Origin of the sequence: Nocardiopsis sp. CC223A, from assembly GCF_030766825.1 — a bacterium.
Lineage (GTDB): Bacteria > Actinomycetota > Actinomycetes > Streptosporangiales > Streptosporangiaceae > Nocardiopsis.
Genome location: NZ_JASFDV010000025.1, coordinates 1 through 12,343 on the forward strand (window position 1 = coordinate 1; position 12,343 = coordinate 12,343).

A 12,343-nucleotide genomic window follows, 5' to 3' on the forward strand; every position below is an offset into this window, starting at 1 on the left:
GGCGGCCCGCCGTCCGCACAACCGCCCCGGCCCGGCTGGGGTCCGCCGCCGCCCTCGGCCACCGGCGCCTTCCCCGGCTACGGGCACCCGCCCGCCCCCGAGCCGCCCGAGCCCGAGAAGAAGAAGTCGCGCAAGCCGGTCCTCATCGGGCTGGCCGCCTTCGCCGTGGTCTGCATGGTCGGCGGCTCCGTCCTCACCTACGTGGTCATGGACCGCGGCCTGCCCTTCCTGGCGGGCGACTCCCAGCAGGTCGCCGCCGACGACCCCGACGGGCCGCCCGCCGACCCCTCCGAGGCCGAGGAGGAGGCCCCGCCGATGGCCGCGCAGCCCACCGGCGCCCCCAAGGAGGACGCCTCCGGGCCCGGCACCGACCCCGACGCCCCCGCGCCCGGGGACACCACCCTGCTCACCCAGATGGAGATCGTCGACAGCCACCAGGACTCCTGGCTCCCCGGCACCGGCCGCGCCGAGCTGAACGGCGAGGCCCACACCAGGGCCCTCGTCTCCACCGACTGCGGCGGCGACTACGACCCCTGCACCGGCTGGGCCGACTACAACCTGGGCCGCAAGTGGTCGACCTTCACCGCCACCATCGGGGTGGACGACACCTCCAGTGCCTCGGCGACCACCACCTTCACCGTCCACATCGACGGCGAGCCCGAGGTCACCGAGACCCTCGAACTGGGCGAGACGATGGAGGTCGAGGTCGACGTGCGCGACGCCCTGCGCCTGCGCATCGAGGTGGAGAGCGACGCCGGGGGCGTCTACCCCGTCTGGGCCGACCCCACCCTCACCGCCTGATGCGACCCCCCCGGGCCGCTGGGACCCGGTGCCGTGGCCGTCGGCAGGTGACCGCTCCCGTCGCCGGAACCGTCGGGTTCCGGGGCCGGTCCGTGCCCTGGCCGGTCGGCCGGGAGGTCGGGCCGCTGACGGGGCGGCGCGCCCGCCCCGCACGCACCGGTGCCCCGCGGCCGCTTCCGGTCGGCCGCGGGGCACCTTCGCGCATACCTACTCGGCGCGCCAGCCGCCCTGCCGGTCGGCCAGGTTCAGCGCCGTCGTCACCAGGGGCACGTGGCTGAACGCCTGCGGGAAGTTCCCCACCTGCCGCCCGATCCGCGGGTCCCACTCCTCGGCGAGCAGCCCCACGTCGTTGCGCAGCGCCAGCAGCCGCTCGAACAGCTCCCGCGCCTCGTCCTGGCGCCCGATGGACAGCAGCGCGTTCGCCATCCAGAAACTGCACGCCAGGAACGCGCCCTCGTCCCCCGGCAGCTGGTCGGCCGAGTTCTCCAGGTCCGTCCGGTACCGCAGCACGAACCCGTCCACCATCAGGTCCTTGCGCACCGCCTCGATCGTCCCGATCACCCGGGGGTCGTCATAGGGCAGGAACCCCACCTCGGGGATCAGCAGCAGCGCCGCGTCCAGTTCCTTGCTGCCGTAGTACTGCGTGAACGTGTTGCGCTGCGGGTCGTACCCGTACTCGCACACCTCGGCGTGGATGGTGTCCCGCAGGGCCTTCCAGCGCTCGATGGGTCCCTCCTTGCCGAACTCCTCGATGCTGCGCACCGCCCGGTCGGCCGCCACCCACGCCATCACCTTGGAGTGCACGAAGTGCTGGCGCGGCCCGCGCACCTCCCACAATCCCTCGTCGGGTTCGTCCCAGCACCATTCCAGGTAGTTGACCAGGGACCGCTGCAATCCCCACAGGTAGTCGCCGCCCCGGATGCCGTGCCGCCGGGCCAGGTGCAGCACGTCCATGACCTCGCCGTACACGTCCAGCTGGTACTGGCCGACGGCGGCGTTGCCGATGCGCACCGGCCGCGACCCCTCGTACCCGGGGAGCCAGTCGGCCTCCCACTCGGTGAGCCGCCGCTCGCCCCGGATCCCGTACATGATCTGCATCAGCTGGGGCTCTCCGGCGACCGCCCGGACCAGCCATTCGCGCCAGGCCAGCGCCTCGTCGGTGTACCCGGAGCGGATGAGCGCCTCCAGGGTGATGGTGGCGTCGCGCAGCCAGCAGTACCGGTAGTCCCAGTTGCGGACGCCGCCGATCTCCTCGGGCAGGGAGGTGGTGGGGGCGGCGACGATGCCGCCGGTGGGCCGGTAGGTGAGGGCCTTGAGCACGATGAGGGACCGGATGACGGCCTCGCGGTAGGGGCCGTCGTAGGTGCACTGGCCCACCCACTTCTCCCAGAACCGCTCGGTCCGCGACAGCGCCTTCTCGGCGTCGAGGTGGTCGGACTCCTCCACCTGGGAGGGGTGCCAGGTGAGGACGAAGGGGACGCGCTGCCCGGCGCTGACGGTGAAGGTCGTGTCGTGGGTGAAGTTGTGGCCCTGGAGGCTGACGGGGGTGCTGAGCCACACGGCGTCGGGCCCGGCGATCGCCACCAGCTCGCTCCCGGTCCGGTGCACCCACGGGACCACGTGCCCGTAGTCGAACCGCAGGCGCAGTTCGGTGCACATGGTGACCCGGCCGCTGACGCCCTCCACGATGCGCACGATGTGCGGCGCACCGCCGCGGGGCGGCATGAAGTCGATGACCCGGACCGTCCCGGTCTCGGTGTCCCACTCCGATTCCAGGATGAGCGTGTCCCCCCGGTAGCGGCGCCGGGTGGCCCGGGGTTCGCCGTCGGCGGGGCGCAGGGTCCAGTTGCCGTTCTGCTCGTCGCCCAGCAGGGCGGCGAAGCAGGCGGAGGAGTCGAAGTCGGGCAGACACGCCCAGTCGATGGAACCGTCGCGTCCGACCAGCGCGGCGGTCTGCATGTCGCCGATCATTGCGTAGTCTTCAATCCAGCCGGGCACGCGGCTCACCCCCAACACGTCGTCATGAGTCCTTGCGGTCGGCGCGGGCACTCCTGCCTCCGGACGGGGGTGGTGCGGTGCTCCAGACCGGCCCGCTGCGTGCACGCCCGTGTACACGCCCCGTCGGGGTGCTTCTCCCGGCCCGTTCCGGCGGGGCGGTGCCCGCCGCGGGCAGGGGCGCCGTTCGGGTCACGGCCCCTCCCCTCGCGACCACGTGCCGCTTGCCCCTGTACCCGGGTATGTGCCCAGGTGAGGGCTGACACAAAGGTCGGTTCAGGGGAGCCGGCCCGAAACGGTCCTTTTCCGTTCACCGCGGTTCCCCATCTTCCCCCCTCTCCGGTGGGTACGCCACCCGCAATTGCACGTGCACCTGAGAGTGCAGGGCGGTATGTGGTCAATTGTGGGAGTTTGTCAGGCCAGAAGTTATGTCGTGGTGATCAACTAATGTCGACCGGGTCACCGATCGGTCGATCGGATCGGTGTTTCCGGGTGGTTCTCGGACATCCGGAACAAGGGTAGGAAGATCTGGGTGAGCGGGCCGATCGCCACCGCGAACACCAGCGTCCCCACGCCCACCGTGCCGCCCAGCAGGAACCCGGTGATCACCACGGCCACCTCGATCACGGTGCGGGCCAGGCGCACCGACAGCCCCCGGGCGGCCAGGCCGGTCATGAGCCCGTCGCGCGGGCCCGGGCCCAGCGCCGCACCGATGTAGTAGCCGGTGGCCAGCGCGCACGCCAGGATGCCCAGCAGCAGCTCGGCGATGCGGATCCACAGCACCCCGGTCTCGGGCAGCAGCCACAGGAACAGGTCCGCGGTCGCGCCGATCATGACCACGTTGCTCAGGGTGCCGATCCCGGGCTTCTGCCGCAGCGGGATCCACAGCAGCATCAGCAGCGCTCCGACGATGATCGTCCAGGTGCCGATGGACAGCCCGGTGCGCAGGGCCAGCCCCTGGTCCAGCACGGCCCAGGGCATGGCCCCCAGGTCGGACTCGATCAGCAGGGCGACGCTCAGCCCGTACAGGGTCAGGCCGACGTACAACCGCACCAGGCGGCGCAGCCGCGGCCGGGGCAGCGCCGGGGTGACCATCACCCGACTCAACAGGGAGGGACGGTCGGCGGGAGGGAGGTCGGGGGATGCGGGGACCGCGGGGCCCTCCGGCCCGCCGGGGCGGAACTCGTCGGGGCGGGGGTCGCGCCGTTCGTCCACGGACCCGTCCTTTCAGGGCGAAGGGGGGATCATCGGATCAGGTGGTACGGAATCCTCCCGGCTCCACCGCCATCCCCCCGTGCCGCAGTGGTGCCACCTCGGTATCCTGGACCATGTGGCACCGTACTCAAAGTGCCAATTCCAGAAAGTGGCCCCACGGGGTGCGCGGACACCAGCGGGAACGAGTACGAGGGGAGCGGCGCCATGGCGTCACGACAGGGCGGCACGGTCCGAACGGCGGAGCGCTCCACGGCCGGGGGCGGCACCCGCCGGATCAACGGCCGCCTGCTGGCCCGCCTCATCGGCGAGGCCCCGGTGGAGCGCCCCTACTACCTCTCCATCGCCCGGGCCGTCAGCGGCCTGGTGCTGGACGGCCGGGTGCCCACCAACACCCGCCTGCCCGCCGAACGCGACCTCGCCACCGCCCTGGGCGTCAGCCGCAACACCGTCACCGCCGCCTACTCCTGGCTGCGCGACAACCGGTTCCTGGACAGCCGCCAGGGCGCGGGCAGCTGGACCGTGCTGCCCGACACCGGCGCCGGGGACCCCTCCCCGTCGCCGTTCCTGTCCGGGGCCGCCGAGCACATCGACCTGGGTGTGGCCGGGCCCCCGGCGGTGGAGGGCCTGCGCGACGCCGCCTTCCGGGCCGCCGAGCAGCTGGCCGCGCACGTGGGCGGCCTCGGCTACTACCCCTACGGCCTGCCCGAACTGCGCCACGCCATCGCCCGCCGCTACGTCGAACGCGGACTGCCCACCACCCCCGAGCAGATCTTCGTCACCAACGGCGCCCAACAGGGGGTGGCCCTGCTCCTGGACCTGCTGGTCCAGCCGGGCGACGAGGTCCTGGTGGAGTCGCCCACCTACCCGCACGCCCTGGACGCGGTCCGCCGCAGCGGGGCGCGGGTGCGCACGGTGGGGGTGACCCCGCAGGGCTGGGACATGGAGTACCTGGTGGACGCGTTCCGCCAGTGGCGGCCCTCACTGGCCTATCTCATCCCCGACTTCCACAACCCCACCGGCGCCCTCATGGACGACGACGAACGGCGGGTGCTGGTGCGCGAGGCGCGCCGGGCCGGGGCCCACCTGGTGGTCGACGAGTCGATGGCCGAGCTGGCCATCGACTCGGGCGACCTGCCCGCCCCGGTGGCCGCCCACGACACCGACGGCCGGGTCGTCACGGTCGGGTCCGTGGGCAAGCTGCTGTGGGGCGGGCTGCGGGTGGGTTGGGTGCGCACCACCCCGCCGATGGTGGCCCGGCTGATGGCGGTGCGCCAGCGCTTCGACCTGGCGGGGGCGGTGCTGGACCAGCTCACCACCACACACCTGCTCGCCGACGTGATGCGCATCCGCGCCGAGCGCAGCCGTTGGCTGCGCCGCAACCGCGACGCCCTGCTGGCGGCGCTGCGCGACCGGCTGCCCGACTGGCGGCCCAACGTGCCCGGCGGCGGTCTGGTGCTGTGGGCGACGCTGCCGCAGCCGGTGGCGAGCGCGCTGTCGGCGGCGGCGGTCCGGCACGGGGTCCACCCGGCGGCGGGCCCGGTGTTCGGGTCGGACGGGACCCTGGAACGCTACCTGCGGCTGTCCTACACGCGGCCGCCGGACGTGCTCGCCGACGCCGTGGACCGGCTGGCCGCCGCCTACGCCGAGACCCTGGCGCACCCGGCCCAGCCCCACGGCCGGCTGTACGTCTGACCGCGGCCCGGCGGTCCGGCGGCCGGACCGCCGGACCGGGACCCCTCAGGCGGTGAACCGGTGGGCGAAGCGCACGACCTCGCCGATCACCTCGTCGCGGTTGGTCTCGTTGAACACCTCGTGGCGGGCCCCGGGGAAGACCCGGGCGGTGAAGTCCGAGCCGAGGATCGCCTCGATGCCGGTGATGGTCCCCGCGAGCGGCACCAGACGGTCGTCGGAGCCGTGCACCCACAGCAGGGGCAGGTCCCCCAGCGAGCCCGCGTCGAGCCCCCGGTCGATCTCGGTGAGCATCGCGTTCACCGTGGCCTTCTTGAACGGGCCGTGCCAGACCAGTTCGTCGGCCACGTAGGCCTCGCCGACGGCGGGGTCGCGGGAGAGGGTGGCGGGGTCGATGGGGATGTCGGGGATCTCCGGGGCGGCGGCCAGCGCCTCCAGCACCTCCCAGCGGCCCAGCACGGGGCCGGACAGCACCAGCGCGGTCGGCTCCCCGGGGTGGGTCTGGGCGTAGCGGGAGGCGATGAGACCGCCCATGGAGTGGCCGATGAGGACCAGCGGCAGCGATCGGTAGGCGGTCCGGGCCTGGGCGACGACCCGGTGCACGTCCTGGACCACCTCCGCGTAGTCGTCGATGAGGACCCGTTCGCCGGAGGAGCCGCCGTGCCCCCGGTGGTCGGCGCCGTAGACCACCGCTCCGGCGGCCACCAGGTCGGCGGCGACCTGCTCGTACCGCCCCAGGTGTTCGCCGTAGCCGTGGACCAGGACGGCCAGCCAGGTGGGTTCGCCCTCGGCGGGCGCCCAGGCCCGTGCGGCCAGCCTCCCGGAACCGTTCGGCCCGCCGGCCAGTCCCCATTCCCGTGTGGTGATCACCGTGTCCTGCCTCCTCGTCGGCCTGCGCGTCTGCGACCATCGCTGTGATGGTCGCCTGTGGCGTTGGACACCCTAGAACACCGCCCGTGGGTGTTCGCGGGGCCCCGGGCCCGGCGGCCCGGTCATCCGCACCCGTCACCTGCGGTCGCGGCCCGGGCGCCGCGTCCGGAGGATGCTCCGGAAACGGCGGTGTTCTCTCGTGCGCGCCGACGAAATATGTCAAAGGGTGTGATCGGGGCTACTCCCCCCGAAAGCGAATCTTCTACGCTGAACAGATGGGTATCCCTTCGGATGACCCCCGAGTGGTGCAAGCGGCGTTCTGCTCGACGACTTCGACTGGAGAGGGTGACGCCCGTGCTGACCGACTCCTATGGGCGCGTGGCGACCGACCTGCGGGTCTCGCTCACCGACCGGTGCAACCTGCGCTGCACCTACTGCATGCCCCCCGAAGGCCTGGAGTGGCTGCCCAAACCCGAACTCCTCACCGATGACGAACTGCTCCGCCTCATCGACATCGGCGTCACCCGCCTGGGCATCACCGAGGTCCGCTTCACCGGCGGCGAACCCCTGCTCCGCCGCGGCCTGCCCGCCATCGTCGCCGGGACCGCCGCCCTGCGCCCCCGCCCGCACACCGCCCTCACCACGAACGGCATCGGCCTGGCCCGGATGGCCCCCGCACTGGCCGAGGCGGGCCTGAACCGCGTCAACGTCTCCCTGGACACCCTGCGCCCGGAGGTCTTCGAGACCCTCGCCCGCCGCCGCCGGTTCGACGACGTCATCGCGGGCATGGCCGCGGCCGCCGAGGCCGGGCTCACCCCGGTCAAGGTGAACGCGGTGCTCATGCGCGGCGTCAACGACGGCGAGGCCGCCGACCTGCTGCGCTACTGCATCGAGCACGGCTACGAGCTGCGCTTCATCGAGCAGATGCCGCTGGACGCCCAGCACGGCTGGCGGCGCGACGACATGGTCACCGCCGACGAGATCCTCGCCCGCCTGGAGACCGCGTTCGACCTCGCCGAGGCCGACCCGGGCACGCGCGGCAGCGCCCCGGCCGAACTCTTCCGGGTCCTCGGGCACACCTTCCCCGACGGCCGCGAGGCCACCGTCGGGGTGATCGGCTCGGTCACCCGGCCCTTCTGCGGGACCTGCGACCGGGTACGGCTCACCGCCGACGGCCAGATCCGCAACTGCCTGTTCGCCCGCGAGGAGTCCGACCTGCGCACCCCGCTGCGGGAGGGGGCCACCGACGCCGAGATCGCCGAGCGCTGGACGGCGGCGGTCGCCCGCAAGTTCCCCGGGCACGGCATCGACGACCCGGGGTTCCTCCAGCCCGCCCGGCCCATGTCCGCGATCGGCGGCTGACCGGCCTGCCCCGAGGCCCCCTCACGGAAAACCGGTGGACGAACAGCCCCCTTTACGGCTCAATGTTGCGGGGCGCGACCGCGCCCGACCCGTGAGAACAGGCCGTTCGCGAAAGGGAGGTGGCCTGTCATGTCCTATACCGAGATCCCCGGTACCCGGATCCCCATCCGCATGTGGGCCCGCCCGGACGAGGTCGAGGGCGCCGCCCTCGAACAGCTGCGCAACGTCAGCGGCATGCCCTGGGTGCACGGCCTGGCCGTGATGCCCGACGTGCACTACGGCAAGGGCGCCACCGTCGGTTCCGTCATCGCCATGCGCGACGCCGTCAGCCCGGCCGCCGTCGGTGTGGACATCGGCTGCGGCATGACCGCGGTGCACACCGACCTCACCGCCTCCCGCCTGCCCGACGACCTCGCCAAGCTGCGGTCGGCCCTGGAGGCCGCGATCCCCGTGGGGTTCCACTTCCACGACGAGGCCGTCGACCCGGCCGCCGTCCCGGGGCTGCGCAGCACGCGCTGGGACACGTTCTGGCAGGGGTTCGACGACCTCGCCGAGGCCGTCCACCCGCGTCGCGAGCGGGCGCTGCGCCAGATGGGCACCCTCGGCGGCGGCAACCACTTCCTGGAAGTGTGCCTGGACGACGACGACACCGTGTGGCTGGTGCTGCACTCGGGTTCGCGCAACATCGGCAAGGAGCTGGCCGAGCACCACATCGGACGGGCCCGCGCCCTGCCGCACAACCAGGACCTGCCCGACCGCGACCTGGCGGTCTTCCTCACCGGGACCCCGGAGATGGACGCCTACCGCCGCGACCTGTTCTGGGCCCAGGACTACGCCCGCCGCAACCGCGACGTCATGATGGGGCTGGCCTGCGAGGTCCTGGCCGGGCAGGTGCCCGGCACCCGGTTCGGGCAGTGGATCTCCTGCCACCACAACTACGTGGCGGAGGAGACCTACGACGGGGTGGACGTGCTGGTCACCCGCAAGGGCGCGATCCGCGCCGGTGCGGGGGAGTACGGGATCATCCCGGGCAGCATGGCGACCGGGACGTACATCGTGAAGGGGCTGGGAAACGAGGACTCGTTCAACTCCGCCTCGCACGGGGCCGGGCGCCGGATGAGCCGGACCAAGGCGCGCAAGACGTTCACCGCCGCCGACCTGGCCGCCCAGACCGAGGGTGTGGAGTGCCGCAAGGACGCGGGGGTCGTGGACGAGATCCCGGCCGCGTACAAGGACCTGGAGTCGGTGATCGCCGCCCAGACCGACCTGGTGCGCGTGGTCGCGCACCTGCGCCAGGTGGTCTGCGTCAAGGGCTGACGACGGTCGTGGGCCGCCCGCGCCCGGCACGGGGCCCGGTGGCGGCCTGCGGCGGGTCCGGCGCCGTCCCTCAGGGCGGTGTCCCGTAGCGGTCGGCCATCGCGGCGGCGCGGTCGCGCAGGGCGGTGCGCAGCCACCCCGGGGACAGGACCTCCGCGTCCGCGGCCAGCCGCCACAGGGCCCACTCGGCGTGCCGGGGGTCCTGGAAGGCCACCTCCAGCCGCAGCCGGCCGTCCGCCTCCGGGGTCTCCTCCCCGCGGACGGTCAACGCGGTGCCCGCCAGCTCCTCCCGCCGCTCCGGGGCCACCAGGGCGAGCACGGCGACCTGGTCGCCGCCGGTCCGGAACCGTGTGCTGCGCTCCTGCCAGACCCGGTCCAGATCCACCCGGTCCGGCCGCCGCGCCGGTTCGTCCAGCGCCTCGGCGGCCAGGACCCGGGACAGCCGGTAGGTGCGGTCCGCGCCGGCCCTCGTGGCCAGCAGGTAGCCCTGGTCGCGCACGGTGACCAGGCCGATCGGGTCGACCGTGCGCCACTGCGGGTCCCGGCCGGCGGCCGCGTAGCGGATGCGCAGCCGGTGTCCGGCGAACACCGCGCGCCGGATCTCGGCCACCACGGCGTCGGGTACCTCCTCGGCGGCGAGCCGGCGCGCGAGCAGGTCGGTCTCCGGGTCGACGAGCAGCCGCCGGGCCGCCCCGGCCGCGGTGGCCCGGTCGCCCTCCGGCAGCGCGTCGACCACCTTGCGCATGGCCGAGGCCAGCGCCGAGCCCAGGCCGAACGCCTGCGCCCCGCGCCGCGACCCGGCGACCAGCAGGGCGAGCGCCTCGTCGTGGCTCAGACCGGTGAGCTCGGTCCGGAAACCGGGCAGGAGCGCGAAACCGCCGTGCCGACCGCGTTCGGCGTAGACCGGGACGCCCGCCGCGGACAGGGCCTCGATGTCGCGCAGCACGGTGCGCGTGGACACCTCCAGCTCACGGGCGAGCGCGGTCGCCGACAGGCGTCCGTGCCGACGCAGCAACAGCACCAGTGACACCAGCCGATCCGCGCGCATCCGAGAACCCTACCGAAATACATGACAGAGGATGTCGTGATTCGCCGGGAGGCTGGTCGTATGACGAACAAGAAAGCGGCCATCGAGCCGAACGACCTGGGCAGGTACTTCATCGAGCGCGGCAACGCGGGTGACGTCGACGGATTGGTGGCGTTGTACGAGCCGGACGCCGTGCTGGCCTTCCCGCCGGGCAGCCTTGCGACCGGTCACGAGCAGATCCGCGCGGTGTTCGAGCGGTTCGCCGCGGCCGCGCCGGTGCTGGAGCCGGGGAAGCAGCAGCCGGCCCTGGTGAGCGGCGACCTGGCCCTGACGGTGGCCACGCAGGCCGACGGCGACGTGAGCGTCGAGATCGCCCGGCGCCGGCCGGACGGGACCTGGCTGTGGGTCGTGGACCAGCCGGCCCTGAGGTTCTGACGGGGTGACGGCTGCGGGCCCCGCCGTCCGGTGCGGCACCGGACGGCGGGGCCCGCTCCGCGGGGCGGGGCCCCGGGGGCTCCGCCGGGGCGTCAGTAGACCAGCGGGGTGAACTGGGGGGAGGCGAAGGTCCCACCGGTGTGGAAGTCGATGCTGCGGCCGGACGGGATGCCGTACAGGGTGGTGGTCTTGGCGGGGGAGCCGGCCCAGGTCCCGCGGATGGTCACGTGGTAGGACGAGGACGCGGAGGGGATGCCGACCGAGGTGCACCGGCCGGGGCCGACCACGTAGGTGGAGAAGCCGCCGGTGTTGGAGAAGGCGGCCTTGGCCGTGTAGTCGGAGGCCACGTTGCACAGGCGGAAGGTGCCGGCCGCCGCCGCGGCCGGGGCCGCGGTTCCGACCGTGATGCCGAATGCCAGCACCAGGCCCAGGACCAGGGCCAGGGCGAGCGACTTGCCTCGGGAGAGGGCGGCTGTCATGGGACTCCTCGAAGGACGGTGGGTGAGGGGCAGGGGCGCCCCGCGTCTGGGGGCGGTCCGTACTCAACCACATCCGGAGTGTCACGACTAGGTGTTTGTGTGGCTTTTATTTTTTTCTGCGTGTGTTTTCTCAGGATTTCTGTTGTGTTCGTGTGGTGACGTGTTCAGGGTTCCGCGGGGAGGAGAGCCTCGGCGGGCCTTCGGCGGCCCGCACCGCCCCGACCCGGACCGCCGGGGTGGAGGGAGGAGGCCGCTGGGGCCATGCTGGGGACATGAGCACTCTGGACGCGGTGATCCTCGCGGGCGGGGCGGGCACCCGCATGGGCGGCGTCGACAAGCCGGGCCTGGCCGTCGGCGGGCGCACCCTGTTGGAGCGCGTCGCGGCGGCGGTCCGCGACCACGCGCCCGGGGCGCGGATCATCGTCGTGGGCCCCGAGCGGGACTCACCGGAGGCGCTGTACGTGCGCGAGGACCCGCCCGGGTCGGGTCCGGTCCCGGCCCTGCGCGCGGGGCTGCCGCAGGTGCGGGCGGACCGGTTCGCGCTGCTCGCCGCCGACCTGCCCCACCTGACCGGGCGGCATCTGGCCCTGCTCGAACCGAACGCCGTGTTCGTCGACGCCGACGGGCGCGAGCAGTGGCTCACCGGCGTGTGGCGCACCTCCGACGTCCGCGACGCCCTGGCCGCCTACGAGGGCCGGTCCCTGCACGGCCTGCTCGGCCCGCTGGAGCCCCGGCTCGTCCCGGCGCCGGACCCGGAGGCCGTCGCCGACTGCGACACCCCCGAGGACCTGGAGCGCGCCGCCCGCCGCCTGGACGCCTGACGCCGGACCGCCGCCACGGGGATCGGGGTCTCCCCGCCGTGCGGGCCGTGTCGTCGCGGCACGTCCGCCGTCGCGGCCCGGACCTGGGACGGCCATGCCCGGCGGTGCGCGGCCGCCTGCCCCGTCCGTGGTTCCGGCGGTCCCGGACTTGCGCAACGCCCGTCCGGTCCCCCGCCGCCACGGGGGTCGGGGTCTCCCCGCCGTGCGGGCCGTGTCGTCGCGGCACGTCCGCCCTCGCGGGCCGGACCTGGGACGGCCATGCCCGGCGGTGCGCGGCCGCCTGCCCCGTCCGTGGTTCCGGCGGTCCCGGACTTGCGCAACGCCCGTCCGGT

The 12,343-nt window shown here is 73.6% G+C and carries 11 protein-coding genes; 6 read left to right on the forward strand and 5 right to left on the reverse strand.

What is annotated here, in order from left to right:
- Positions 1 to 801: NPCBM/NEW2 domain-containing protein (locus QJS33_RS12545; protein WP_306368112.1), on the forward strand; the 801-nt coding region annotated here is incomplete at its 5' end.
- A 207-nt stretch (positions 802 to 1,008) separates the two neighbouring features.
- Here the strand turns inward: QJS33_RS12545 and QJS33_RS12550 are convergent.
- Positions 1,009 to 2,814, reverse strand: a complete 1,806-nt coding sequence (locus QJS33_RS12550; protein ID WP_306368174.1) for a glycoside hydrolase family 15 protein — start codon at positions 2,812 to 2,814, stop codon at positions 1,009 to 1,011.
- Between the two features lie 441 nt (positions 2,815 to 3,255).
- The gene (locus QJS33_RS12555; protein ID WP_306368175.1) at positions 3,256 to 3,891 is read right to left on the reverse strand and encodes a YitT family protein; all 636 of its coding nucleotides are present in this window, start codon (positions 3,889 to 3,891) and stop codon (positions 3,256 to 3,258) included.
- A gap of 324 nt (positions 3,892 to 4,215) precedes the next feature.
- Between QJS33_RS12555 and QJS33_RS12560 the strand changes: the two genes are divergently transcribed.
- The gene (locus tag QJS33_RS12560; RefSeq protein WP_306368113.1) at positions 4,216 to 5,703 is read left to right on the forward strand and encodes a PLP-dependent aminotransferase family protein; all 1,488 of its coding nucleotides are present in this window, start codon (positions 4,216 to 4,218) and stop codon (positions 5,701 to 5,703) included.
- A 45-nt stretch (positions 5,704 to 5,748) separates the two neighbouring features.
- On the opposite strand, the gene QJS33_RS12565 is transcribed toward QJS33_RS12560, so the two are convergent.
- Positions 5,749 to 6,570, reverse strand: a complete 822-nt coding sequence (locus QJS33_RS12565) for an alpha/beta hydrolase (RefSeq protein WP_306368114.1) — start codon at positions 6,568 to 6,570, stop codon at positions 5,749 to 5,751.
- A 354-nt stretch (positions 6,571 to 6,924) separates the two neighbouring features.
- Between QJS33_RS12565 and moaA the strand changes: the two genes are divergently transcribed.
- Both moaA and QJS33_RS12575 read left to right on the forward strand, forming a co-directional pair.
- Entirely contained in the window at positions 6,925 to 7,932 is a 1,008-nt protein-coding gene (gene moaA / locus QJS33_RS12570) for a GTP 3',8-cyclase MoaA (protein ID WP_306368176.1), read from the forward strand.
- 129 nt (positions 7,933 to 8,061) lie between these two features.
- Positions 8,062 to 9,249 carry an RtcB family protein gene (locus QJS33_RS12575; protein WP_306368115.1) on the forward strand — a complete coding sequence of 396 codons (1,188 nt, stop codon included), beginning with the start codon at positions 8,062 to 8,064 and terminating at the stop codon, positions 9,247 to 9,249.
- 70 nt (positions 9,250 to 9,319) lie between these two features.
- Here the strand turns inward: QJS33_RS12575 and QJS33_RS12580 are convergent, their stop codons facing one another.
- Positions 9,320 to 10,297, reverse strand: a complete 978-nt coding sequence (locus tag QJS33_RS12580; protein WP_306368116.1) for a YafY family protein — start codon at positions 10,295 to 10,297, stop codon at positions 9,320 to 9,322.
- Between the two features lie 60 nt (positions 10,298 to 10,357).
- Here QJS33_RS12580 and QJS33_RS12585 point away from each other — a divergent pair, with 60 nt between their 5' ends.
- Positions 10,358 to 10,711, forward strand: coding sequence for a nuclear transport factor 2 family protein (locus QJS33_RS12585; RefSeq protein WP_306368117.1), 354 nt, complete (start codon positions 10,358 to 10,360; stop codon positions 10,709 to 10,711).
- Between the two features lie 92 nt (positions 10,712 to 10,803).
- Here the strand turns inward: QJS33_RS12585 and QJS33_RS12590 are convergent, their stop codons facing one another.
- A complete protein-coding gene (locus tag QJS33_RS12590) occupies positions 10,804 to 11,190 on the reverse strand; it encodes a hypothetical protein (RefSeq protein ID WP_306368118.1) in 387 nt (128 codons plus the stop codon).
- Positions 11,191 to 11,462: 272 nt separating this feature from the next.
- On the opposite strand from QJS33_RS12590, the gene QJS33_RS12595 reads away from it, so the two are divergent.
- Complete coding sequence (locus QJS33_RS12595; protein ID WP_306368119.1) at positions 11,463 to 12,011, forward strand: molybdenum cofactor guanylyltransferase; 549 nt, start codon at positions 11,463 to 11,465, stop codon at positions 12,009 to 12,011.
- Positions 12,012 to 12,343 lie beyond the last annotated feature (332 nt).